Origin of the sequence: Citrobacter amalonaticus (assembly GCF_018252635.1) — a bacterium.
Classification (GTDB): Bacteria; Pseudomonadota; Gammaproteobacteria; order Enterobacterales; family Enterobacteriaceae; genus Citrobacter_A; species Citrobacter_A amalonaticus_E.
On the sequence record NZ_JAGTXM010000002.1, the window covers coordinates 290084 to 312908 of the forward strand.

Annotated in this window: 29 protein-coding genes; 16 read left to right on the forward strand and 13 right to left on the reverse strand. The window is 53.8% G+C overall.

The features are described 5' to 3' along the window. Positions 1-9: 9 nt before the first annotated feature. The 7 genes from flgH to flgB are packed head-to-tail and all read right to left on the reverse strand — an operon-like array spanning position 10 to position 5178. A complete protein-coding gene (flgH, locus tag KE671_RS05895) occupies positions 10-708 on the reverse strand; it encodes a flagellar basal body L-ring protein FlgH (protein WP_042319652.1) in 699 nt (232 codons plus the stop codon). A gap of 57 nt (positions 709-765) precedes the next feature. Beyond that, positions 766-1548 (reverse strand): flagellar basal-body rod protein FlgG, encoded by a 783-nt coding sequence (flgG, locus tag KE671_RS05900; protein WP_042319653.1) that lies wholly within the window; start codon positions 1546-1548, stop codon positions 766-768. Positions 1549-1561: 13 nt separating this feature from the next. Beyond that, the gene (flgF, locus tag KE671_RS05905; protein WP_044258017.1) at positions 1562-2317 is read right to left on the reverse strand and encodes a flagellar basal-body rod protein FlgF; all 756 of its coding nucleotides are present in this window, start codon (positions 2315-2317) and stop codon (positions 1562-1564) included. A gap of 19 nt (positions 2318-2336) precedes the next feature. Further along, positions 2337-3617, reverse strand: coding sequence for a flagellar hook protein FlgE (gene flgE, locus KE671_RS05910; protein WP_206162139.1), 1281 nt, complete (start codon positions 3615-3617; stop codon positions 2337-2339). Positions 3618-3642: 25 nt separating this feature from the next. After that, a complete protein-coding gene (gene flgD, locus KE671_RS05915; RefSeq protein WP_206162140.1) occupies positions 3643-4341 on the reverse strand; it encodes a flagellar hook assembly protein FlgD in 699 nt (232 codons plus the stop codon). Positions 4342-4353: 12 nt separating this feature from the next. After that, the gene (gene flgC / locus KE671_RS05920; protein WP_043001001.1) at positions 4354-4758 is read right to left on the reverse strand and encodes a flagellar basal body rod protein FlgC; all 405 of its coding nucleotides are present in this window, start codon (positions 4756-4758) and stop codon (positions 4354-4356) included. A gap of 3 nt (positions 4759-4761) precedes the next feature. Further along, positions 4762-5178 carry a flagellar basal body rod protein FlgB gene (gene flgB, locus KE671_RS05925; protein ID WP_042319669.1) on the reverse strand — a complete coding sequence of 139 codons (417 nt, stop codon included), beginning with the start codon at positions 5176-5178 and terminating at the stop codon, positions 4762-4764. Positions 5179-5334: 156 nt separating this feature from the next. On the opposite strand from flgB, the gene flgA reads away from it, so the two are divergent. From flgA to flgN, 3 genes are all read left to right on the forward strand, one after another. Then, positions 5335-5991, forward strand: a complete 657-nt coding sequence (gene flgA / locus KE671_RS05930) for a flagellar basal body P-ring formation chaperone FlgA (protein ID WP_206162141.1) — start codon at positions 5335-5337, stop codon at positions 5989-5991. A gap of 92 nt (positions 5992-6083) precedes the next feature. Beyond that, positions 6084-6377 carry a flagellar biosynthesis anti-sigma factor FlgM gene (flgM, locus tag KE671_RS05935; RefSeq protein ID WP_206162142.1) on the forward strand — a complete coding sequence of 98 codons (294 nt, stop codon included), beginning with the start codon at positions 6084-6086 and terminating at the stop codon, positions 6375-6377. Positions 6378-6385: 8 nt separating this feature from the next. After that, positions 6386-6808, forward strand: a complete 423-nt coding sequence (flgN, locus tag KE671_RS05940; protein ID WP_206162143.1) for a flagella biosynthesis chaperone FlgN — start codon at positions 6386-6388, stop codon at positions 6806-6808. Positions 6809-6892: 84 nt separating this feature from the next. On the opposite strand, the gene murJ is transcribed toward flgN, so the two are convergent. The 4 genes from murJ to rimJ form a co-directional block, all read right to left on the reverse strand. Further along, positions 6893-8428, reverse strand: a complete 1536-nt coding sequence (murJ, locus tag KE671_RS05945; RefSeq protein ID WP_206162144.1) for a murein biosynthesis integral membrane protein MurJ — start codon at positions 8426-8428, stop codon at positions 6893-6895. A 110-nt stretch (positions 8429-8538) separates the two neighbouring features. Continuing rightward, positions 8539-9462: a Gfo/Idh/MocA family protein gene (locus KE671_RS05950; protein WP_206162145.1), complete on the reverse strand. Its 924-nt coding sequence runs from the start codon at positions 9460-9462 to the stop codon at positions 8539-8541. 1 nt (position 9463) lies between these two features. Then, on the reverse strand, positions 9464-10111 hold the full coding sequence (locus KE671_RS05955) for a YceH family protein (RefSeq protein WP_206162146.1): 648 nt from the start codon (positions 10109-10111) through the stop codon (positions 9464-9466). Between the two features lie 9 nt (positions 10112-10120). Further along, on the reverse strand, positions 10121-10705 hold the full coding sequence (gene rimJ, locus KE671_RS05960; protein WP_206162147.1) for a ribosomal protein S5-alanine N-acetyltransferase: 585 nt from the start codon (positions 10703-10705) through the stop codon (positions 10121-10123). Between the two features lie 292 nt (positions 10706-10997). On the opposite strand from rimJ, the gene mdtH reads away from it, so the two are divergent. From mdtH to KE671_RS06010, 10 genes are all read left to right on the forward strand, one after another. After that, on the forward strand, positions 10998-12206 hold the full coding sequence (mdtH, locus tag KE671_RS05965; RefSeq protein ID WP_206162148.1) for a multidrug efflux MFS transporter MdtH: 1209 nt from the start codon (positions 10998-11000) through the stop codon (positions 12204-12206). Between the two features lie 63 nt (positions 12207-12269). Next, positions 12270-12917 carry a glutaredoxin 2 gene (grxB, locus tag KE671_RS05970; protein WP_206162149.1) on the forward strand — a complete coding sequence of 216 codons (648 nt, stop codon included), beginning with the start codon at positions 12270-12272 and terminating at the stop codon, positions 12915-12917. Positions 12918-13047: 130 nt separating this feature from the next. Further along, entirely contained in the window at positions 13048-13608 is a 561-nt protein-coding gene (locus KE671_RS05975; protein WP_206162150.1) for a lipoprotein, read from the forward strand. 102 nt (positions 13609-13710) lie between these two features. Continuing rightward, the gene (gene pyrC / locus KE671_RS05980; RefSeq protein WP_206162151.1) at positions 13711-14757 is read left to right on the forward strand and encodes a dihydroorotase; all 1047 of its coding nucleotides are present in this window, start codon (positions 13711-13713) and stop codon (positions 14755-14757) included. 75 nt (positions 14758-14832) lie between these two features. After that, a complete protein-coding gene (gene dinI / locus KE671_RS05985; RefSeq protein WP_206162152.1) occupies positions 14833-15078 on the forward strand; it encodes a DNA damage-inducible protein I in 246 nt (81 codons plus the stop codon). Positions 15079-15412: 334 nt separating this feature from the next. After that, on the forward strand, positions 15413-15667 hold the full coding sequence (bssS, locus tag KE671_RS05990) for a biofilm formation regulator BssS (protein ID WP_042320092.1): 255 nt from the start codon (positions 15413-15415) through the stop codon (positions 15665-15667). 115 nt (positions 15668-15782) lie between these two features. After that, positions 15783-16901: an N-methyl-L-tryptophan oxidase gene (gene solA, locus KE671_RS05995; protein WP_206162153.1), complete on the forward strand. Its 1119-nt coding sequence runs from the start codon at positions 15783-15785 to the stop codon at positions 16899-16901. A gap of 46 nt (positions 16902-16947) precedes the next feature. Next, positions 16948-17061, forward strand: a complete 114-nt coding sequence (locus KE671_RS06000; RefSeq protein WP_206162154.1) for a YceO family protein — start codon at positions 16948-16950, stop codon at positions 17059-17061. A 259-nt stretch (positions 17062-17320) separates the two neighbouring features. Beyond that, positions 17321-17893, forward strand: coding sequence for a cytochrome b (locus KE671_RS06005; RefSeq protein ID WP_206162155.1), 573 nt, complete (start codon positions 17321-17323; stop codon positions 17891-17893). Next, the gene (locus KE671_RS06010; RefSeq protein ID WP_200113540.1) at positions 17890-18465 is read left to right on the forward strand and encodes a YceI family protein; all 576 of its coding nucleotides are present in this window, start codon (positions 17890-17892) and stop codon (positions 18463-18465) included. The genes KE671_RS06005 and KE671_RS06010 overlap by 4 nt, the downstream gene beginning before the upstream one ends. Before the next feature lie 51 nt (positions 18466-18516). Here the strand turns inward: KE671_RS06010 and KE671_RS06015 are convergent, their stop codons facing one another. Further along, positions 18517-19569, reverse strand: a complete 1053-nt coding sequence (locus KE671_RS06015) for a rhodanese-related sulfurtransferase (RefSeq protein ID WP_206162156.1) — start codon at positions 19567-19569, stop codon at positions 18517-18519. Between the two features lie 225 nt (positions 19570-19794). Here KE671_RS06015 and KE671_RS06020 point away from each other — a divergent pair, with 225 nt between their 5' ends. The 3 genes from KE671_RS06020 (at position 19795) to KE671_RS06030 (ending at position 22549) form a co-directional block, all read left to right on the forward strand. Continuing rightward, entirely contained in the window at positions 19795-20715 is a 921-nt protein-coding gene (locus KE671_RS06020; RefSeq protein WP_206162157.1) for a Kdo(2)-lipid IV(A) acyltransferase, read from the forward strand. Between the two features lie 157 nt (positions 20716-20872). Next, a complete protein-coding gene (gene mdtG / locus KE671_RS06025; protein ID WP_206162158.1) occupies positions 20873-22093 on the forward strand; it encodes a multidrug efflux MFS transporter MdtG in 1221 nt (406 codons plus the stop codon). An 81-nt stretch (positions 22094-22174) separates the two neighbouring features. Next, positions 22175-22549 (forward strand): MysB family protein, encoded by a 375-nt coding sequence (locus KE671_RS06030; protein WP_206162159.1) that lies wholly within the window; start codon positions 22175-22177, stop codon positions 22547-22549. On the opposite strand, the gene KE671_RS06035 is transcribed toward KE671_RS06030, so the two are convergent. Further along, complete coding sequence (locus KE671_RS06035) at positions 22550-22789, reverse strand: YceK/YidQ family lipoprotein (RefSeq protein WP_241029776.1); 240 nt, start codon at positions 22787-22789, stop codon at positions 22550-22552. Positions 22790-22825: the final 36 nt, after the last annotated feature.

Here is a 22825-nt window from a genome sequence, read left to right on the forward strand (position 1 = left end):
AGACCTCGCTTACATCGGCGACAGGTTAAGGAAGAAACGCTGGAGCCAGCCCATATTTTGCGCTTCGTTGATGTAGCCGTTTCCGACATATTCAATACGTGCATCCGCCACCTGAGTTGACGGAACGGAGTTACTGCCGCTGATGGTGCGCGGATTCACAACCCCGGAGAAGCGGATGAACTCAGTACCCTGGTTGATGGCAATCTGTTTTTCACCCACGACATGTAAGTTGCCGTTGACCAGCACCTGATCGACGGTCACGGTTAACGTGCCGCTAAAAGTATTGCTGGCGTTAGCCCCGCCCTTACCGTTAAAGGTGTTACCGCCAGACGCTTCAACGTCCGCTCGCGCATTACCAAATAACCCTTGCAGATAGCGCGGAACGGTATCAAAACCAAAGTTGGTTTTACCGTCACGGCTGGCGTTGGCAGAAGAGCTTTTACTGGCGCTGACGTTTTCCTGCAGCACAATGGTCAGCGTATCGCCGATGTTGCGCGGACGACGGTCTTCAAACAATGGCTGATAGCCATAGTTGATGGGCTGCGCGGATTGGAAAATCGAACCATTTGCCACCGGCGTCGGGCCAGGAACAGGCTGCGCCGTAGTCGCGCCCTGGACGAGCGGAGTGGAAGGGATCCAGGCACATCCTGACAGTGAAACCACCAGCAGGGCCATGATGGGGTATGCGTGCGCAGCGTTTTTTTGCATTGCCTTTATCTTCTGAATCCGGGTGCCGGTGAGACTGACGTCCCACCGGACAACACCTTAGAGTTGCGTCAGTTTTTGCAGCATCTGGTCGGTCGTTGAGACCGCTTTGCTGTTGATTTCGTATGCGCGCTGAACCTGAATCATATTGACCAGCTCTTCCGCGACGTTGACGTTTGAGGTCTCGACATAGCCCTGATACAGCAGACCGGCCCCGTTCAGGCCCGGCGTACTCTCATTTGGTGCGCCGGAAGACTGGGTTTCGGTGTACAGGTTTTCACCAATGCTCTCCAGACCGGTATCGTTCATAAACGTGGTCAGATTAAGCTGGCCCACCTGCACAGGTGCGGCCTGTCCCTGTTGGGTTACGCTCACGACACCGTCACGACCAATGGTGATGCTCAGGGCGTTAGCCGGAATGGTAATCGCTGGCTGAACCTGGAAGCCGCCGGCGGTCACCAGTTGACCATTCTGATCGACCTGGAAAGACCCATCGCGGGTATACGCAGAAGTACCATCCGGCAGAAGAACCTGAAAGAACCCCTGACCTTTGATGGCGACATCTTTACTGTTGTTGGTTTGCGACAGGTTGCCCTGACTGTGCAGACGCTCGGTCGCCACCGGACGCACGCCGGTACCAATTTGCAGGCCGGACGGCAACGTGGTCTGCTCAGAAGACTGAGCGCCAGGCTGACGAATGGTCTGATAAAGCAGATCTTCAAATACCGCGCGCTGACGCTTAAAACCATTGGTGCTGACGTTTGCCAGGTTGTTGGCAATCACGTCCATGTTGGTTTGCTGCGCGTCCAGGCCGGTTTTGGCGATCCATAATGAGCTGATCATAAAATGTCCTGTATTAAGTCATCGACAGCAGTTGGTTAGCGCGACCAGCGTTGTCATCCACGCTGCTGATAACCTTCATCTGCATTTCAAAACGGCGGGCGCTGGCAATCATGTCGCTCATGGCGGACACCGCGTTGACGTTGCTGCCCTCCAGTACCCCCGACATCACGCGAATAGTCGGATCGGCCTGCAACACTGGACCACGGGTTGCCTGTGCGGCAGCGGTCAGACGGAACATCCCGTCGTCACCGCGCTGCACTTCGTTCCCCTCGGCCTTCACCAGCTTCAGACGTCCCACTGGCGCGATGGTGTTCGCCGGATCGCCGGGATTAAGCGCTGAAATGGTGCCGTCCGCCGCAATGGTGATTTCCGACCCTTCCGGCACCGCGATCGGCCCGGCTTCGCCAATCACCGGATGCCCCTGAATGGTCAACTGTCCGGTTGGGTCCACCTGAATGCTGCCGTTACGGGTATAGCCTTCGCTACCGTTCGCGGTCTGTACCGCCAGCCAACCGTCCTGTTGTAACGCCACGTCCAGCGGACGCGAGGTGTAATCCATCTGACCGGGCGTCATATCTGCTCCCGGCGTTGAGGCCGTCACCAGCGTACGCGTGGGCAGCGATAAACCTTCAACCGGCACGGCGCGCAGCGCATTGAGCTGCGCACGGAATCCCGGTGTCGAGGCGTTCGCCAGGTTGCTTGCCGTCACCGCCTGTTGGTTCAGCGTCTGACTGGCCGCCCCCATCGCGGTGTAGATTGCGTGATCCATTACGTTATCCCGTCAGCGCTTAGCGCAGGTTAACCAGCGTGTTGAGGATCTGGTCCTGGGTTTTGATGGTCTGCGCGTTCGACTGATAGTTGCGCTGGGCGACGATCATGTTCACCAGTTCTTTACTCAGATCCACGTTCGACGACTCCAGTGCGCCGTTGGTCAGCTTACCGAAGTTACCGGTCCCGGCTGTTCCCAGCAGCTCTACACCGGACGCCTGCGTGGCGGCCCAGACGTTATCGCCCTGAGAGGCCAGACCTTCGTTGTTGGCGAAGTTCGCCAGCACGATCTGTCCCAGCACCTGTTTCTGTTCGTTGGAGTAGTTGCCGACCACGGTGCCATCGTCGTTAATCTGATAGCTGACCAGATCGCCCGGCTTGTAGCCGTTTTGCGTGGTGGCGATGACGGCGTTCGTCCCGGTATTCTGCTGCATTGAGTTTTGCAGGCTAAGGGTGAAGGTCGCGGGAACCGCACCGTTCACTGTCCCCGTGGTGATCTCGAATGATGGCGTGGCATTCGCCGCCCCCAGCGTCCAGGTTGGTTCGGTGGCAGGAGGAACAGCCGCAACTTCGGTATACTCTTTTACGGTATCCAGCGTGCCGTTCTCATCGAATGTCATCTGCGCGGATTTCACCAGCGGTGAGTTAGCTACGCTGGAATCCTGAGTCCAGACGTCCCAGGTGTTATCGCCAGTCTTGACGTAATACAGGTTAATGTCGTGCTGGTTACCCTGGCTGTCGAACACCGTCACCGGCGCACGTTTGTTATAGCTGTCAGCATCGGTCGGTTTGAAAGGCGTGTTCGCCGGAATTTTGTCCGTCGAGTTCAGGTTAATCTGCATCGCCGCGGTATCGGTGCTTTTTGCCCCCATCAGGGTGTTCGGAATGGTGATCGGACCCGGGTTCGCCCCTTGCTGAATGGTCGGCGGGGTGCCGGTTGCCGGATAGCCCGTCAGTTGCATCCCCTGCATGTTGATCAGATTGCGGTTTTCATCGAGCTTGAACTGGCCGTTACGGCTGTAGAAAACCGAGCCGTTGCTGTCGACCAGACGGAAGAAGCCATTCTGGCTGATAGCGACATCCAGACCGCGACCGGTGTTGGTGGTTGTACCATCGGTAAAGTCCTGCGTGATCCCCGCAACTTTTACGCCCAGACCAACTTTCGAACCGGCAAACATATCCGCAAAGGACGCCGTACCGGATTTAAAACCATAGGTCGCGGAGTTGGCGATGTTGTTACCAATGACATCGAGGTTGGTGGCTGCGGCATTCAGGCCGCTAACCGCTTGTGAAAAAGCCATGATGACTCCTGATTAATGTGAAGGCTTAGATTATCTGCCGTACTTCGTCGAGGGTGGTGGTTCCGTAGGTGCCCAGATCCAGTGTGTTGCCGCTGCTGCTACGAATCACCCCTTGTACCAGTGCAAACTGCAAGGGTTGCGCCACCAGTTGCGTCGTGCCGTTACTGGCGGTTATCGCCACGTTATATGAGCCGTTCTCCGCCGTCGTGCCATCGGTCAGGGTGCCGTCCCAGGTAAAGGTGTGAACACCGGCCTTCAGCGCACCAATTTCAATGGTGCGCACCACTTTGCCGTCTTTGTCGGTAATGGTGGCGGTGACTTTGTCAGCAGGCTGTTGCAGCTCAACACCAAACGGCGTGGTGGTGGTGGTCGCGCCCTCTTCGGTGCCTTTGCCTGCCAGAACAGTGGTGCCCGGGATCATCACACCATGACCAATCAGCGTACTGGCCTGTAATGACTGGCTGTTGTCGATCTGACCGGAGATCGACCCCAGAGTGGTATTCAGCTTCTCAATACCGCTGACGGTGCTGATCTGCGCGAGCTGCGTGGTCAGCTCGTTGTTCTGCATCGGGTTGGTCGGATCCTGGTTTTTCAGTTGCGCCACCAGCAGCGTCAGAAAGCTGCTTTGCAGATCCGCCGCATTACTGCCCGACAGCGAACTCCCGCTGCTGGAGCTTTTCACACCGGTGTTTGTCGGATCGTTAACGTTTACCGCAATTGACATGGCTGTCTCCTTTTACTGGCCCAGTGTCAGCGTCTTAAGCATCATGCTCTTAACGGTGTTGAGGACTTCGACGTTCGCCTGATAACTGCGGGAAGCAGACATGGTATTGACCATCTCGCCAACCACATCGACGTTAGGCATCTTTACGTAGCCATTGGCATCGGCCAGCGGGTTACCTGGTTCGTAGACCAGTTTATCCGGCGCCTGGCTCTCAATAACGTCCGACACTTTCACGCCTCCCGTTACCGCGCCGGGAGCCGCATCCACCTGGAAGACCACCTGCTTTGCGCGATACGGTTGACCATCGGGTCCGGTAACGCTGTCTGCGTTGGCCAGGTTACTGGCGGCGACGTTCAGACGCTTGGACTGCGCGGTTAAGGCCGAACCGGCGATATCAAAAATATTCAGCAGCGCCACGGATTAGTTCCCCCCCTGTAACACGTTCATCATGCCTTTAATCTGCCCACTCAAGGCGGTCAGACTCATCTGGTATTTCAGGCTGTTATCCGCAAACTGCGTGCGTTCCCGGTCCATATCGACGGTGTTGCCATCAAGCGAAGGCTGGTCGGGAATGCGGTAGAGCAGATCCGTAGACGGTGCGGTAATGGCCTGGGCGGGAATATGCTGTGCGGAGGTTAATGCCAGCGACACACCGCTGGTTTCTTGCCGTCCACGCACCATCACTTTTTTTAACTCACTGGCAAAATCCATGTCGCGCGCCTGATACCCCGGCGTATCGGCGTTCGCAATGTTGGCGGCCAATACTTCTTGCCGTTGGGCGCGCAGATTCAGCGCTTCCTGTTGAAAACGTAAGGCGGCGTCGAGCTTATCGAGCATATCTCCTCCGCAGATGACAAAATTCAGCCGACAGCTTAAATCCCATTACGCGCGCGTTATCGCCGGAATAAACGCAAAATGGGTCGCTATTTATTGCGTTGATGGTTGCGTCACACAGGTAGAATCCTGTCATTGCAAAAACGGTGGAAGGTGACGATGCAAACGTTAAAACGTGGAGTAGCCATGCTGGCGCTGCTGTTCAGTCCCCTGACACTGGCGCAGGATTTGAATGCGCAATTGAACGACTGGTTCAGCCAGCGTCTGGCCGGATTCAGTAACGATGTGGTTGTGACCGTGCGTACTCCACCCAATCTGTTGCCGCATTGCGAAACGCCGGCGTTCAGCATGACCGGGGCAAAACTGTGGGGGAACGTGAATGTGCTGGCACGTTGCGCCAATGAAAAACGTTATCTGCAGGTCAACGTGCAGGCGACAGGAGACTATGTGGTTGCGGCCACGCCCGTTGCGCGTGGCGGTACACTTGGCCCGGGCAGCGTCACGCTGAAACGCGGACGTCTTGACCAGCTCCCGCCCCGAACCGTGCTGGATATCAGCCAGGTTCAGGATGCGGTGAGTCTGCGCGATCTCGCGCCGGGGCAGGCCATCCAGCTCAATATGTTGCGCCAGGCATGGCGCATTAAAGCCGGACAGCGTGTGCAGGTGGTTGCCAATGGCGATGGATTTAGCGTCAATGCGGAAGGTAAGGCACTGAACAATGCGGCGGTCGCGCAGAACGCACGAGTGAGAATGTTATCAGGTCAGATTGTCAGCGGTATTGTCGATCCTGATGGGAATATTCTTATTAACCTATAATGAGTTAAAGATTTTGTGGCGGCTGCCGATAGTGATTACACATTCGATGATAGCTGGTCGCTACAGCATAACCCCTCGATGAGGATGATAAAATGAGCATTGACCGTACCTCACCTTTGAAACCCGTTAGCACCGTCCAGGCGCGTGAAAACACGGATACGCCGGTCCTCAAAGCGCGTCAGGAAAAAACCTCGACGGCAACCAGCACCAGCGTGACGTTAAGCGATGCTCAGGCGAAACTGATGCAGCCCGGCGCGAGCGATATCAATATGGAACGTGTTGAAGCATTGAAAACCGCCATTCGTAACGGTGAGCTGAAAATGGACACGGGAAAAATAGCCGACTCGCTGATCCGCGAGGCGCAGAGCTATCTCCAGAGTGAGTAACTGACCGTATGACGCGCTTGTCAGAAATACTCGATCAGATGACGACTGTCCTGAATGACCTGAAAACGGTGATGGATGCCGAGCAGCAGCAACTCTCCGTGGGCCATATTAACGGTAGCCAGCTCCAGCGTATTACAGAAGAAAAAAGTTCTCTGCTGGCGACCCTGGATTATCTCGAACAACAGCGGCGGCTGGAACAAGACTCACAGCGTAGTGGGAACGATGACGTGGCCGAGCGCTGGAAAGCGATTACCGATAAAACGCAGCACCTGCGCGATCTGAACCAACACAACGGCTGGCTGCTGGAAGATCAGATTCAGCGCAACCAACACGCGCTTGAGGTGTTAAAACCCTATCAGGAACCGTCGCTGTACGGCGCGAACGGTCAACCCTCTTCTGCCTCTCGCGGCGGGAAAAAATTCTCTATTTGATGATTTCCGGATGGCGGCGTTTCGCCTTATCAGACCTACACTGTGCAGTAGGCCTGATAAGCAAAGCGCCATCAGCCAGCGTGATTACGCCGTCCGGCGTGCGAAGTCTTTCACTTTAAAGCCCATCACTGCCAGCGCGGCAAAGTAGGCGGCAATACCGGCCACGACCACCGCCATCAGGCGAAGCAGACGCCACGGCATCGTCCCCAGCGACCATTCTGGCATGATATGCAACATGCCAACCAGCACGGCTGACATTACCAGCACGGCGATGACCAGACGGATAAGAAAACCCATCCAGCCCGGTTGTGGGGAGAAAATGTCCTGCTTGCGCAGTTGCCAGTACAGCAATCCTGCGTTCAGACAAGCGGCAAGACCAATCGACAGCGACAGCCCGGCATGCTTCAACGGTCCAATAAACGCCAGGTTCATCAACTGGGTCATGATAAGCGTCGCGATGGCGATCTTAACCGGCGTTTTGATGTTCTGACGCGAATAGAAGCCCGGCGCCAGCACTTTCACCACAATCAGCCCGATCAGTCCCACGGAATAGGCAATCAACGCCCGCTGCGTCATGGCCGCATCAAAAGCGGTAAATTTCCCGTACTGGAAAAGTGCAACGGTCAGCGGTTTCGCCAGAATCCCTAACGCCACGGCGCTCGGCAACGCCAGCAGGAAGCAGAGACGTAATCCCCAGTCCATCAGGCGGTTGTATTCATCGTGATTACCGCTGGCGAAACTTTTCGACAGTGACGGCAGCAGAATCGTCCCAAGCGCCACGCCGAGGACGCCGGACGGGAATTCCATCAGTCGGTCAGCGTAATACATCCATGACACCGAGCCCGATACCAGGAATGAGGCAAAAATAGTGTTAATGATCAGTGAGATCTGGCTGACGGAGACGCCAAGTATCGCTGGCCCCATTTGCTTGACAACACGCATCGCACCCGCATCGCGGAAGTTCACTCGCGGCAGCACCAGCATGCCAATTTTTTTCAGATGCGGAAGTTGATAGACCAGCTGCAGCACGCCGCCGGCGGTCACTGCCCATGCCAGCGCCAGTACCGGTGGGTTGAAATACGGCGCGGCAAACAGCGCGAAACCAATCATGCTGATGTTCAAAAACGTGGGTGCAAACGCCGGAATGGAGAAGCGGTTCCAGGTATTGAGGATCGCCCCGACCAGCGACGCCAGCGAGATAAGCAGGATGTACGGAAAGGTAATTTGCAGCAGTTTGGTGGTTAGCGCGAATTTATCTGCGGTGTCGGCAAATCCCGGCGCCGTCACCATAATCACCCATGGGGCGGCCAGCATCCCGGCGACGGTGACGACGGCAAGCGCCAGCGTCAGCAGTCCCGAAACATAAGAGACAAACACGCGGGTGGCGTCTTCGCCCTGTTTGCTTTTATATTCCGCCAGGATCGGCACAAACGCCTGGGAAAAGGCGCCCTCCGCAAATATGCGGCGCAGCAGGTTGGGTAATTTGAATGCCACAAAAAAGGCATCGGTTGCCATCCCGGCACCGAAAATTCTGGCGACAATCGCGTCACGCGCAAAACCCAGCACACGTGAAAACATTGTCATTGAGCTGACGGCGGCCAGCGATTTTAATAGGTTCATTGCTTTTTTATTCCAGACCCTACGGCAAAACGCCTGCAGTGCAGGCGTTGGAAGAGGCGCTTAGTCTACCTGGATTACGGTGAATTACTACCGCCAGATGTTACAGGGGATTATTCGCTCATCGCCTCGCGCCAGAGCTTTTCCACCACGCGCTGGGCAAGGATCGCCTGCTCACCGGCGGTTTCAGGAACCGTCTGATTTTGCACGCATTGCACAAAGTGACGTGCGCAGCCCGCGAACCCACGCTGTTCAAGCGTGGTTTGCCAACCAGGCACCGGTTTGTGAACCACGCCCTGCCCGCGCTCTTCACGCCACTCGCGCATATCCGTCACGTCAATTAGCCCACCATCTGTCACCGCCTGCACGCTCTCACGCTGGCTTCCCGCCCGGCGGTGCATACTGGTGGTGATTTGCAACTGACTGGTCGCAAAATGGTGCTCTGCGTAGAGCATTTCGCCCGCGTCGTTGGTGAGCAACGTTCCGCTGCTGAGCTGCGCGTTGCCGTCCGCCAGCCACAGCGCGGTGTCAACGACATGCAGATAGTCGTCCAGCAGCGTGAACCGTAGATCGTGAGGCCCCACGCTGTCGGTACGGTGTTTATCCATCCGCAGAGACGCCCCCGTCCCCAGTTCCGCCTTCAGCTCACGGTACAACGGCGCAAAGCGGCGATTGAAACCAACCATCAGCGTCAGATTTTTCTTCGCTGCTAACGCCACCAGCCGTTCTGCATCGCGTAAGTTTTCCGCCAGCGGCTTATCAACGCAGACATGAACACCAGCATTGAGCAATTCACTGACGACGGCGTAATGGGTCGCGGTGCTGGAGTGAACAAACACCGCGTCGCACCCGGCGGCAAGGTCGGTCAGCGAACCGGCATACGGAATGCGCCAGGCTGCGCAGATTTTCTCCGCTTTCTCGCGCGACGGCGACCAGGCGGCCTGTAACGTCCAGTCGCCGGTAGTGCCGAGCACGGGTAGCCAGGCTTTTTGGGCGATACCCCCAAGACCGACCACCCCAATACGTAATGTTGTCACGTTACTCTCCCAGATGCTCCAGTAGCGACTCAAGGCGCTGCTTCAGCGCGGCGACTTCGCTTTCCAGCACTTCGACGCGTGCCTGTAAATCCCCCGTCGCCGCCGGCGGCTCATCGGCCAATGCAATCGGCTCCTTCACCTCGCCGCAGAACAGATGCATATAGCGACTTTCACGCTTACCAGGCTCACGCGCCAGACGGACGACGTAAGGGCCATCCTCTCGCGTTGCCAGACGTTCCAGCGTCGATTCAACTTCCGCCATGTCGCTGAATTCATACATCCGCGATGCACGGCTGCGTAACTCGCCAGGCGTCTGCGCACCGCGTAGCAGCAGCGTCGTCACCAGCGCCACCTCCGCCGGACTCAGTTTCAGATTGCCAAATTCCGAATTGCAAAAGCGCTGCTCATACTTGGTGACTCGGCTACCAAAACCGCTGACCGTGCGCAGAAAATGGCGTTTCACCAGATTGTCGAGGTGCTCTTGTACCTCGCGCTCAGCCATATTCATTACTGGTTCACGGTTGGTTTTCTGATTGCAGGCGGTAACCACGCCATTAACGGAGAGCGGATATTGCTCTGGTGTCGTGACCTGTTTTTCGAGCAGGCAGCCAACCACACGAGCTTCAGCGGCAGTTAATTCATATTTCATAAGGTATCCTCACCGACCTGCGGTCCATTCTGATGTCGTTAACGCCGTCAGCACGTGGTCGCGCCATTGCCCGTCAATCAACAGATAATCTTTCGCGTAGCCTTCTTTTTCAAAACCAAGTCGCGCCAGTAAATCGCCACTGCGTTTATTGTGCGGCATGTAATTTGCCATAATACGATGAATATGTTGTGTGCGTTGCATATAACGGATAGCGGCGGTCAGCGCTTCAAACATCAGCCCCTGCCCTTGCCATTTCTGCGCAATGGAATAGCCCAGATAGCAGGCATGGAAAGACCCACGCACCACGTTAGAAAAATTCGCCACCCCGATAACCTCCTTTTCATCAGGATCCAGTAGCGCAAAGTAATACGCAGAACCTTGCTTATGAAATTCGGCAATCATGCCAAGCCGCGCCTGCCAGCCAGAGGGATAGCAGTGGCTTTCATCACGAATTGGTTCCCAGGGTTTTAAGAAATGACGATTTTCTGCGTAATAATCTGCCAGACGCCAGGCATCACGCTCATGCACTAAACGTACGACCAGGCGGTCGGTGGTTAAGCGCACTTTTGGCACGTTACTGCGATAGCCAAACATATTTATTTCTACTCCTTCCCGAATCGCCGTTACACCCTGATTGACTTACTATACCTGTGCAAAACCACCCTGTGAAAAGTGCAATTTGCCATTTTTTGAATTATTCCGCCATTTTGATGAAAACTCTCTATCAAGATGGACTTTTGATAAAAAAATATTGTCCCGGCGAGGGTGGGCAAAAAGGCAGCAAAGCCGCAGAATAGGAGATACTTCGCTTTATATACTCTCAATCATTCGAATGCCGCACATGCCGCGCAGCTCGAAGGATGACGAGTGTTTCCCGGGAGGGGAAATGTCGCGTGTCTCGCAGGCCAGGAACCTGGGTAAAACTTTCCTGCTCATCGATAATATGCTGGTCGTGTTGGGCTTCTTCGTTGTGTTCCCGCTGATCTCAATTCGTTTTGTCGACCAAATGGGCTGGGCTGCCGTAATGGTCGGTATCGCGCTGGGCCTGCGCCAGTTCATTCAGCAGGGGCTGGGGATTTTTGGCGGTGCCATTGCGGACCGCTTTGGCGCAAAGCCGATGATCGTCACCGGTATGCTGATGCGCGCTGCCGGGTTCGCCACCATGGGTATCGCGCATGAACCGTGGCTCCTGTGGTTTTCCTGTTTTCTCTCCGGCCTCGGCGGTACGCTGTTCGACCCACCACGCTCGGCGCTAGTGGTTAAACTGATTCGCCCACATCAACGGGGGCGTTTCTTCTCAATATTAATGATGCAGGACAGCGCTGGGGCCGTTATCGGCGCGCTATTAGGAAGTTGGCTGTTGCAGTATGACTTCCGTCTGGTCTGTGCCACCGGGGCGCTGTTGTTTGTGCTTTGCGCCGCCTTTAACGCCTGGCTGCTGCCCGCGTGGAAACTCTCTACCGTCCGTATTCCGGTACGGGAAGGGATGGGGCGAGTGCTCAGTGACAAACGCTTTGTCACCTATGTGCTGACGCTGGCGGGCTATTACATGTTGGCGGTTCAGGTCATGCTGATGTTGCCCATAATGGTCAATGACATCGCCGGTTCGCCTGCCGCAGTAAAATGGATGTATGCCATTGAGGCCTGCCTTTCGCTGACGCTGCTCTATCCCATTGCGCGCTGGAGCGAGAAACGGTTTCGTCTTGAGCATCGCTTGATGGCCGGCCTGCTGCTGATGTCATTGAGCATGTTGCCCGTGGGACTGGTGAGCGACTTACAGCAGTTGTTCACGCTGATTTGTACCTTCTATATTGGTTCGATCATTGCTGAACCCGCTCGCGAAACGCTCAGCGCCTCGTTGTCGGATGCCCGGGCACGCGGCAGCTATATGGGCTTTAGCCGTCTGGGGTTAGCCATAGGCGGTGCTATCGGTTATATCGGCGGCGGCTGGCTGTTTGATATGGGGAAATTGCTCCAGCAACCGGAGTTGCCCTGGATGATGCTGGGGATTATTGGCTTTATCACCTTCCTGGCGTTGGGCTGGCAGTTTAGTCACAAACGCACGCCGCGCGGCATGCTGGAACCCGGCGCCTGATTTGATACCTGCGCGTGTCTCCTCCATACTGAAAGGGAACTGACAGTCAAATGGAGGAGAAACGTGAAGCTTTATATTTACGATCACTGCCCTTTCTGCATCAAAGCCCGCATGATTTTTGGCCTCAAAAACATCCCCGTCGAACTGAATGTCCTGGCCAACGACGATGACGAAACCCCAACCCGTATGATTGGTCAGAAAATGGTGCCTATTCTGCAAAAAGACGACAGTCGCTATCTGCCTGAAAGCATGGACATCGTTCATTACGTCGATAAACTGGATGGCAAACCGCTGCTCACCGGCAAGAAGAACCCTGCTATTGACGAGTGGTTACGCAAAGTGAACAGCTACGCTAATCACCTGCTACTGCCGCGTTTTGCAAAATCTGCGTTTGACGAGTTTTCCACCCCTTCGGCACGCCAATACTTTACTGAGAAGAAAGAGGCGATGATTGGCAGTTTTGCCGACCATCTTGCCCACTCTGCTGGCCTGACCAAAAAAATCAGTGATGACTTGCGCGCACTGGATAAGCTCATTGTGCGGCCTAATGGCGTGAACGGCGAACTTTCCGAAGACGATATCCAGTTATTTCCCCTGCTGCGCAATCTGACGCTGGTGGCCGGTATCAACTGGCCGACGCGCGTTGCTGACTATCGTGACAATATGGCGAAACAGACGCAGATCAATCTGTTATCATCAATGGCGATTTAACGTTTACCGGCGGTGGCTGGATCATACAGGCTGCCGCTTTTTTCAGTTTTTTCTACTGGCGACGTTCGCGCTGGTGACACATGCTGCGTTATGTCAGGATTATGACGACCGCATCGTGTAGAGGAACCCCATGAAGAAGATTTTATTTGCTGCCGCGTTGATAGTTGGCGGCCTGTTGACCGGCTGTAATCAGCTCACACAGTACACCGTAAGCGAACAAGAAATTAATCAGGCGCTCGAAAAGCGCAATAATTTCGCCAAAGATATCGGGCTCCCTGGCGTGGCTGATGCGCATATCATACTCAACAACCTCGCCAGTCAGATCGGGCGCGAAGAGCCAAACAAAGTGACGCTGACCGGGGATGCCAATCTGGATATGAATTCGCTGTTTGGCAGTCAGAAAGCCACCATTAAGCTGAAACTGAAAGCCTTGCCAGTCTTTAATAAAGAACAAGGGGCCATCTTCCTGCAGGAAATGGAAGTGGTGGATGCCACCGTGACGCCGGAAAAAATGCAGTCGGTATTGCAAACCCTGATGCCGTATCTGAACCAGTCGCTGCGCAATTACTTTAACCAGCAGCCAGCGTATGTCCTGCGCGAAGACAGCAGCAAAGGCGAAGCGCTGGCGAAAAAATACGCCAAAGGCATTGAGGTGAAACCGGGCGAAATCATCATCCCGTTCACCGATTAAACGACAAAGGCGCTGCGGCGCCTTTTTTTACGTGCAAACGAAAACGTTTCCCCTTATCCTTTGTTTCCGGCAAAAATGACATCCCTCAGCCGGAGCATATTGATGACAGCACCCTCCCAGGTTTTAAAGATCCGCCGCCCAGATGACTGGCACCTGCACCTTCGCGATGGCGAAATGTTAAAAACGGTCGTGCCGTACACCAGCGATGTTTATGCACGTGCAATTGTGATGCCCAACCTGGCGCCGCCGATCACCACGGTAGATGCGGCAATTGCCTATCGCCAGCGCATCCTTGATGCAGTCCCTGCCGGACATACCTTCACACCGCTGATGACCTGCTATTTAACGGACACGCTGGATCCCGCTGAACTGGAGCGCGGCTTTCGCGAAGGCGTATTCACCGCAGCCAAACTCTACCCGGCGAATGCCACCACCAACTCCAGCCACGGCGTCACCTCCATTGATGCGATCATGCCGGTACTTGAGCGCATGGAGAAACTCGGGATGCCGCTGCTGGTGCATGGCGAAGTCACCCACGCCGATATCGACATTTTTGATCGTGAAGCGCGCTTTATTGAGACGGTGATGGAGCCTCTGCGCCAGCGTTTGCCTGCGCTGAAAGTGGTTTTCGAACATATCACCACGAAAGATGCGGCGGAGTATGTCCGTGACGGCAATGAATTACTGGCCGCGACGATTACGCCGCAGCACCTGATGTTTAACCGTAATCACATGCTGGTTGGCGGTATTCGTCCGCACCTTTACTGCCTGCCAATTCTGAAACGCAATGTCCACCAGCAAGCCCTACGTGAACTGGTTGCCAGCGGCTTTGAGCGTGCCTTCCTCGGTACCGATTCAGCCCCACACGCCCGTCATCGTAAGGAATCGAGCTGTGGCTGTGCGGGTTGTTTTAACGCGCCAACCGCGCTGGCAAGTTATGCCGCCGTGTTCGAAGAGATGAATGCGCTGGCGCATTTTGAAGCGTTTTGTTCACTGAACGGTCCACGTTTCTACGGCCTGCCGGTCAATGACACTTTCGTTGAACTGGTACGGGCAGATCAGCAGGTACCGGAGAGCATCGCACTGACCGATGATACGCTGGTGCCGTTCCTTGGGGGCGAAACGGTGCGCTGGACGATTAAAAAGTAAAAAAATTGATGCCGCCTGTTGTAACCTGCCCAGGATAACTGTATAAATAAACAGTATATTCAACAGGGGGCCATTATGCGTATTGAAGTCACCATTGCTAAAACTTCACCTTTGCCTGCCGGTGCCATTGACGCTCTGGCAGGTGAACTCTCCCGCCGTATTACTCACTACTTTCCCGATAACGACGGTAACGTGACCGTTCGTTATGCCGCAGCGAATAATTTGTCCGTGATTGGCGCATCGAAAGAAGATAAAGAACGGATCAGCGAAATTCTCCAGGAAACCTGGGAAAGCGCTGACGACTGGTTCATCAAAGAATAAAAATGCTATGCCGTAGTCTCTTTTGCCGGGTCGCCCCGGCTTTTTTCTGTCATCTTTAAAGCCAATCTCTTTGCGGCGTCATTTAATAAATCCTCTGACCTTAAGAATTGATTATATTTTCACCGGTCACTCAAAATAATTGCACAACATACTTAAAAATAGTGAACAAGATGGTGATTAATTACTCACAAATTCTTAATTTGCAGAAAATTATGCTTCCCCCTCTTTAAAATCTCAGTGAATACCCTTATTTATTGATATACTGAAGTTGCTTCAGATAAAAACGCATTGAACCTCGAAAACCGTTGTCTTGTAACACGAATTAGGGGGCATGATGGAAAAGAATAATGAAGTCATTCAGACTCATCCGCTTGTGGGATGGGACATCAGCACCGTAGATAGTTATGACGCGCTGATGCTGCGTTTGCACTACCAGACTCCAAATCGTCCCGAACCCGATGGTACAGAAGTCGGTCAAACGCTCTGGTTAACCACCGATGTTGCCAGACAATTTATTTCGATATTAGAAGCCGGCATCGCCAAAATCGAATCCGGCGATTACCAGGTAAACGAGTACCGTCGGCATTAACGAGACGGTCATTCTCACTTAAAAAGGCACCTATGGGGTGCCTTTGCTATTTCTGGGTTGTATTACGCATTTCACTTATTTACTCTGCATCAAACGCGACAGCAAAGAGAAACCAATGAAATACGACTTAATCATTATAGGCAGCGGGTCCGTTGGGGCAGCCGCAGGTTATTATGCCACTCGCGCCGGGTTAAACGTTCTGATGATCGACGCACATATGCCGCCGCATCAACAGGGTAGTCATCACGGTGATACCCGGTTGATCCGCCACGCGTATGGCGAAGGTGAAAAATACGTTCCGCTGGTGCTGCGCGCGCAGGCGCTGTGGGACGAACTCTCCACCCAAAATGAAGAGCCGATTTTTGTACGATCCGGCGTCCTCAATCTTGGCCCCGCCGATTCCCCCTTTCTGGCAAACGTCGCGCACAGCGCAAAACAGTGGCAACTGAACGTTGAGCATCTGGATGCCGCCGCCATCATGGCGCGCTGGCCTGAAATCCGCGTTCCCGCAGATTACACAGGCCTTTTCGAAGCAGATTCCGGTTTTTTGCGCAGTGAACTGGCGATAAAAACCTGGATCCGTCTGGCAGAAGAAGCCGGATGCGCCCAGCTCTTTAACTGCCCGGTCACAGCCATTCACCATGATGATGGCGGGGTCACCGTGGAAACCGCTGACGGCGAATACAGTGCGAAAAAAGCGCTGGTGAGCGCCGGAACCTGGGTTCAGGCGTTGCTCCCCGAACTCCCCATCCAGCCGGTACGGAAAGTGTTTGCCTGGTACCAGGCAGATGGCCGCTATAGTATCAAGAATAAATTCCCTGCTTTCACCGGCGAACTGCCCAATGGCGATCAGTATTACGGCTTCCCGGCGGAGAATGACGAGCTGAAGATCGGTAAGCACAACGGCGGACAACTTATCCAGGCCGAAGCTGAACGCCAACCGTTTGCCAGTATCGCCAGCGATGGGTCTGAAGCATTCCCGTTCCTGCGTAATGTCCTTCCCGGGATCGGCTGCTGTCTGCACGGTGCGGCCTGCACCTATGATAACTCGCCGGATGAAGATTTTATCATCGACACACTGCCTGGTCATGACAACACGCTGATCGTGACCGGACTAAGTGGTCACGGCTTTAAGTTTGCCTCGGTATTGGGTGAAATTGCCGCTGACTTTGCCCAGGAAAAGCCAGCCGCATTTGACCTTACGCCATTCAGGCTCTCCCGATTTACGGCATAATGGTTAAATGGCCTCGTAATGAGGCCTTTTTAATGGTGATGAAAATATGCGTCGTCTTTTTCTTTGTCTGATCAACAATATTCGCGAGCATTTTATGCTCTACGTTATTTTGTGGTCGTTGCTGGCTATTCTTGATGTTATTTACATTCTGTTTTACTGATCCCTGACACTGACAAATACTGACAAAAACTGAAAGTTATCTAATTATCGCCTTGTTTTTTTGATTAAGAAAACCACCTCATCCCCCTACAAGCAGTCACAAATCGGTCATTTATGACGAATCGATTGAATCAAAATTCATACTTCATACAAAATTATTGAATCAGCGTTAAATATCGCTCTCGATGTTATTTTTTAGTTGCATTTATGTCTTTATCAGGCCATTTTCATTCAATCCTGAAATATGAAATGGAATTTTTATGCAATTCTCTAATACCCCTCAACGGTATGGTTTTATTTCCGCCATGCTTCACTGGCTAACCGCTTTGGTGGTTTACGGTATGTTTGCGCTTGGTCTCTGGATGGTGACGTTGAGCTATTACGACAGCTGGTATCACCAGGGACCGGAATTGCACAAAAGCATCGGGATCCTGCTGATGATGGGTCTGGTTGTGCGGGTCGTCTGGCGTCTGCTCTCGCCACCACCAAAGGCATTGAAAAGTTATTCGGCCCTGACCCGCGCTGGCGCAGCGCTGGGCCACCTCGCCCTATACCTGCTGTTGTTTAGCATTGTCATCAGCGGTTACTTGATCTCGACGGCGGACGGTAAACCGATCAGCGTTTTCGGCTGGTTTGATGTCCCGGCGACTTTCGCTGATGCGGGTGTTCAGGCCGATCTCGCCGGAAGCGTACACCTGTGGCTGGCCTGGATCGTCGTTATTCTTTCCATTCTGCATGGCCTGATGGCCTTTAAACACCACTTTATCGATAAAGACGACACCCTGAATCGCATGTTGGGTAAGCCGTCATCTGACTATGGAGCTCAAAAATGAAAAAAAGCCTGCTGGGTTTAACTCTCGCCTCTCTGCTGTTCACCACCGGCTCCGCCGTTGCGGCGGATTATAAAATCGACAAAGAAGGACAACATGCCTTTGTTAATTTCCGCATTCAGCACCTGGGGTATAGCTGGTTGTACGGCACGTTCAAAGACTTCGACGGCACCTTTACCTTTGATGAGAAGGATCCCGCCGCCGACAAAGTGAACGTGACGATCAACACCAACAGCGTGGATACCAACCACGCCGAGCGTGACAAGCACCTGCGCAGCGCTGATTTCCTGAATGTGGCGAAATTCCCACAGGCGACCTTCACCTCCACCAGCGTGAAGAAAGACGGTGACGAACTGGACATCACCGGGAATCTGACGCTAAACGGCGTAACAAAGCCGGTGACGCTGGAAGCGAAGATGATTGGTCAGGGTGACGATCCGTGGGGCGGTAAACGTGCAGGTTTCGAAGCCGAAGGCAAAATCAAGCTGAAGGATTTCAACATCACCACCGATCTCGGTCCTGCCTCGCAGGAAGTAGATTTGATTATCTCGGTGGAAGGCGTGCAGCAGAAGTAATAAAGACATACTGCCGGATGGCGGTGTTGTCACCGTCATCCGACAACGCGATCACTCGGCGGGATCCGGGATCCCCAGTTTCGTATTCAGTCGTCCACGCGACTTATTGAAGATTTTATTGCCGTTCTCACGCCCTGCACGCAGGCGACGTTGTTCTTCTTCCGGTAACGCACTCTCTTCGCAGCAGATCTCGCTACAGCAGCCGTTGTACTTTTGCGCACATGCCGGGCACTGAATAAACAGCAAATGGCAGCCGTCATTTTTGCAGTTGGTGTGGCTGTCACACGGCGCGCCGCACTGATGACAATGCGCAATCACCTCATCCGAAATGCGCTCGCCCATGCGCTCATCAAACACAAAATTTTTGCCGATGAAACGCACCGGTAACCCCTGCTCGCGGGCCTTGCGCGCATATTCAATGATACCGCCTTCAATGTGCCACACTTTACTGAAGCCATTGTGCTTCATCCACGCGCTGGCTTTTTCGCAGCGAATACCGCCGGTGCAGTACATCACGATTTTTTTATCTTTGTGTTCCTGCATCATCTCGACCGCTTTGGGTAACTGCTCGCGGAACGTGTCGGCCGGAATTTCCAGCGCGTTCTCAAAATGGCCCACTTCGTACTCGTAATGGTTACGCATATCGATGAACAGCGCATCCGGGTCATCAAGCATCGCGTTTACTTCAGCGGCCTTCAGATAATCACCGACATTGCTGGCATCAAAGTTCGGATCCTCAATACCATCCGCCACAATCCGCTCGCGAACCTTCATCCGCAATACCCAGAAGGATTTGCCATCATCTTCTAGCGCAATATTCAGACGCACACCGTCAAGCGCCGGATCAAAGGCGTACAGTTGCTGGCGGAACGCATCAACCTGGCTTTGCGGCACGCTGATTTGGGCGTTAATACCTTCATGAGCCAAATAGATTCGACCAAAAACATTCAGCGCTGTTAACTTTTGATACAACGCATCGCGTGTAGCCTGCGGGTCTGTGATGGTAAAATATTTGTAGAATGAAATGGTCGTGCGCGGCTCAGTTTCAGCCAACATCCGGGCTTTGAGGGCATCATTAGAAATACGGTTATGTAACACTGGCATGGTGTACGGGTCCTGCAACAGGTGAAAATCAGAATCGGCGGCATCATATAGCAATCTGTGCCAATTTACATCCATACATTTTGCGCTACATTTGCTTCTTCAAACTAAAAATTTAACAACATTTGCTGCATTTATCGCCATCCCGGAGCCGCAAATTTTTTCTGCCGACGAAAAAATGCAACAATACAGAGAATTGCCCGTTTTAAGGTATACAACAGGAAAGACATGACGAATTTACCTCAGTTCTCGGCAGCATTACTGCATCCACGGTATTGGTTAACCTGGCTCGGTATTGGCGCACTTTGGTTGGTCGTGCAGTTGCCCTATCCGATACTCTATCGTCTTGGTCGTATTATGGGTCACCTGGCGCGTCATCTGATGAAGCGGCGGACGAAAATCGCGTATCGTAACCTCGAGCTCTGTTTCCCTGACATGAGTGAGCACGACCGGCATGCAATGGTGGTCAAAAATTTTGAATCTGTCGGTATGGGTCTGCTGGAAACCGGAATGGCCTGGTTCTGGCCCGATCGTCGTATCGCCCGCTGGACGGAAGTGATCGGTATGGAGCATATTCGTGACGTTCAGGCTCAGCAGCGCGGTATTTTGCTGGTAGGGTTGCACTTTTTAACCCTTGAACTCGGCGCGCGCCAGTTCGGTTTGCAGGAGCCCGGCATCGGCGTTTATCGTCCGAATGATAATCCCTTACTCGACTGGCTCCAGACCTGGGGACGTATGCGCTCCAATAAATCCATGCTCGATCGCAAAGATCTGAAAGGGATGATTAAGGCACTGAAAAAAGGCGAAGTGGTCTGGTATGCGCCAGACCACGATTATGGTCCGCGCGCCAGCGTGTTCGTCCCGCTTTTTGCCGTTGAACAGGCCGCCACCACCTCCGGCACCTGGATGTTGGCGCGAATGTCCAATGCCTGCCTGGTGCCGTTTGTACCGCGTCGCAAGCCCGACGGCAAAGGCTATCAGCTGATTATGTTACCGCCAGAATGCTCACCACCGCTGGATAACGCCGAGACCACCGCCGCCTGGATGAACAAGATCGTTGAGAAGTGCATCATGATGGCGCCGGAGCAGTACATGTGGCTGCATCGCCGCTTCAAAACGCGTCCTGCCGGAGTACCTTCCCGCTATTAAATTCCACAAAGCAGTCCATCCGGACTGCTTTTTCACCACTTTTAGCGATAAAAGCTCCCCACATTGCGACCCTCAGCATCCAGGCGCATAATGAATATGCTTAATTTATATTCGTTTTTGCCCGATCGCGCCAACGGCGGATCACACGCGGATCGCTATGTCACCCTCTGATACCCCCATAAACTGGAAGCGTAATCTTACTGTCGCCTGGCTCGGCTGTTTCTTAACCGGTGCCGCATTCAGCCTGGTGATGCCATTTCTACCACTTTATGTCGAACAACTCGGCGTAACTGGCCACAGTGCGCTCAACATGTGGTCCGGATTGGTGTTTAGTATTACGTTTCTCTTTTCCGCCATCGCCTCTCCCTTCTGGGGCGGACTCGCCGACCGTAAAGGCAGAAAGATTATGCTGCTGCGCTCCGCGCTGGGGATGGCGGTTGTAATGCTGCTAATGGGACTTGCGCAAAATATCTGGCAGTTTCTGGTGTTGCGTGCGCTGCTCGGGTTACTGGGCGGATTTATTCCCAATGCCAACGCGCTGATCGCCACCCAGGTACCACGGAATAAAAGCGGCTGGGCACTGGGGACACTGTCGACCGGGGGCGTCAGCGGCGCATTGCTGGGTCCGCTGGCTGGCGGTTTGCTTGCCGATCAATACGGCTTGCGCCCGGTATTTTTTATCACTGCCAGTGTGCTGCTGGTCTGCTTCTTATTGACACTGTTTTTTATTCGCGAGCAGTTTCAACCCGTTAGCAAGAAAGAGATGCTGCATATGCGTGAGGTGGTTACCTCACTGAAAAACCCGAAACTGGTACTGAGTCTGTTCGTCACCACGCTAATTATTCAGGTTGCGACCGGCTCCATTGCGCCGATTCTGACTCTCTATGTGCGAGAACTGGCGGGTAACGTCAGCAATATTGCGTTTATCAGCGGGATGATCGCCTCTGTACCCGGCGTCGCGGCGTTACTCAGCGCGCCGAGACTCGGCAAACTGGGGGACCGTATCGGGCCAGAGAAAATCCTCATCGTTGCGCTGATTCTTTCTGTTTTACTGCTGATCCCGATGTCCTTTGTTCAGAGCCCCTGGCAACTGGCGGTACTGCGTTTCTTACTCGGCGCTGCCGACGGCGCGCTGCTGCCTGCGGTACAGACGCTACTGGTCTATAACTCCACCAACCAAATCGCCGGGCGCATCTTCAGCTATAACCAGTCGTTCCGCGATATCGGCAATGTTACCGGTCCGCTAATGGGGGCGGCGATTTCCGCCAACTATGGCTTCCGCGCCGTCTTTCTGGTCACCGCCGGTGTGGTATTGTTTAACGCCTTTTATTCCTGGAACAGCCTGCGTCGTCGTGCTCTCTCGCGAACAGCGGGATGATTTTTCAGCATTCATACTTGCATAACCGGAGAATCAGCTATTCTTTCCCTGAATACCTCATCAAATCAAAGGGAGACTCTGATGACCATGTATGCCACGCTGGAAGAAGCCATTGACGCAGCCCGTGAAGAATTTTTGGCGGATCATCCTGAGCTTGAGCAGGATGAAGCCGATGTACAGCAGTTCAACGTGCAGAAGTATGTGCTACAGGATGGCGACATCATGTGGCAGGTCGAGTTTTTTGCCGATGAAGGAGAAGAAGGTGAATGCCTGCCGATGCTCAGCGGCGAGGCCGCGCAAAGCGTCTTTGACGGCGATTATGATGAGATAGAGATCCGCCAGGAGTGGCTGGAAGAGAATACATTGCATGAATGGGATGAAGGCGAATTTCAGCTTGAGCCCCCGCTGGATACCGAAGAAGGTCAAACCGCGGCCGATGAATGGGATGAACGGTAATTACTCGTAAGGGCCGTGGTGTATGTCGAGCGGCAACAGCAGCGTATCAAATACCAGTGAGAACGGCAGATCGAGGATAGTGACGTAGCGCCAGGCCGAATCCCGGACGTCCCACTGCACCCCGGGATAGTACTGGTTGCCATGCCCCTGTCCGGGAATTGTCCGGCTGATAATGCTGCCGCACCCGCTTAACAGCATCACCATGATGCCCACCGCTACGATTCGCACGTGATACCTCATCAATCATTTTCTTCAGTATAAAAAAATACCGGCGCA

Coding starts and splice junctions, on each gene's coding strand:
- flgH (WP_042319652.1), bottom strand. CDS start 708: ATGCAAAAAAACGCTGCGCACGCATACCCCATCATGGCCCTGCTGGTG.
- flgG (WP_042319653.1), bottom strand. CDS start 1,548: ATGATCAGCTCATTATGGATCGCCAAAACCGGCCTGGACGCGCAGCAA.
- flgF (WP_044258017.1), bottom strand. CDS start 2,317: ATGGATCACGCAATCTACACCGCGATGGGGGCGGCCAGTCAGACGCTG.
- flgE (WP_206162139.1), bottom strand. CDS start 3,617: ATGGCTTTTTCACAAGCGGTTAGCGGCCTGAATGCCGCAGCCACCAAC.
- flgD (WP_206162140.1), bottom strand. CDS start 4,341: ATGTCAATTGCGGTAAACGTTAACGATCCGACAAACACCGGTGTGAAA.
- flgB (WP_042319669.1), bottom strand. CDS start 5,178: ATGCTCGATAAGCTCGACGCCGCCTTACGTTTTCAACAGGAAGCGCTG.
- flgA (WP_206162141.1), top strand. CDS start 5,335: ATGCAAACGTTAAAACGTGGAGTAGCCATGCTGGCGCTGCTGTTCAGT.
- flgM (WP_206162142.1), top strand. CDS start 6,084: ATGAGCATTGACCGTACCTCACCTTTGAAACCCGTTAGCACCGTCCAG.
- flgN (WP_206162143.1), top strand. CDS start 6,386: ATGACGCGCTTGTCAGAAATACTCGATCAGATGACGACTGTCCTGAAT.
- murJ (WP_206162144.1), bottom strand. CDS start 8,428: ATGAACCTATTAAAATCGCTGGCCGCCGTCAGCTCAATGACAATGTTT.
- KE671_RS05955 (WP_206162146.1), bottom strand. CDS start 10,111: ATGAAATATGAATTAACTGCCGCTGAAGCTCGTGTGGTTGGCTGCCTG.
- rimJ (WP_206162147.1), bottom strand. CDS start 10,705: ATGTTTGGCTATCGCAGTAACGTGCCAAAAGTGCGCTTAACCACCGAC.
- mdtH (WP_206162148.1), top strand. CDS start 10,998: ATGTCGCGTGTCTCGCAGGCCAGGAACCTGGGTAAAACTTTCCTGCTC.
- KE671_RS05975 (WP_206162150.1), top strand. CDS start 13,048: ATGAAGAAGATTTTATTTGCTGCCGCGTTGATAGTTGGCGGCCTGTTG.
- pyrC (WP_206162151.1), top strand. CDS start 13,711: ATGACAGCACCCTCCCAGGTTTTAAAGATCCGCCGCCCAGATGACTGG.
- dinI (WP_206162152.1), top strand. CDS start 14,833: ATGCGTATTGAAGTCACCATTGCTAAAACTTCACCTTTGCCTGCCGGT.
- bssS (WP_042320092.1), top strand. CDS start 15,413: ATGGAAAAGAATAATGAAGTCATTCAGACTCATCCGCTTGTGGGATGG.
- solA (WP_206162153.1), top strand. CDS start 15,783: ATGAAATACGACTTAATCATTATAGGCAGCGGGTCCGTTGGGGCAGCC.
- KE671_RS06000 (WP_206162154.1), top strand. CDS start 16,948: ATGCGTCGTCTTTTTCTTTGTCTGATCAACAATATTCGCGAGCATTTT.
- KE671_RS06005 (WP_206162155.1), top strand. CDS start 17,321: ATGCAATTCTCTAATACCCCTCAACGGTATGGTTTTATTTCCGCCATG.
- KE671_RS06010 (WP_200113540.1), top strand. CDS start 17,890: ATGAAAAAAAGCCTGCTGGGTTTAACTCTCGCCTCTCTGCTGTTCACC.
- KE671_RS06015 (WP_206162156.1), bottom strand. CDS start 19,569: ATGCCAGTGTTACATAACCGTATTTCTAATGATGCCCTCAAAGCCCGG.
- KE671_RS06020 (WP_206162157.1), top strand. CDS start 19,795: ATGACGAATTTACCTCAGTTCTCGGCAGCATTACTGCATCCACGGTAT.
- mdtG (WP_206162158.1), top strand. CDS start 20,873: ATGTCACCCTCTGATACCCCCATAAACTGGAAGCGTAATCTTACTGTC.
- KE671_RS06030 (WP_206162159.1), top strand. CDS start 22,175: ATGACCATGTATGCCACGCTGGAAGAAGCCATTGACGCAGCCCGTGAA.
- KE671_RS06035 (WP_241029776.1), bottom strand. CDS start 22,789: ATGAGGTATCACGTGCGAATCGTAGCGGTGGGCATCATGGTGATGCTG.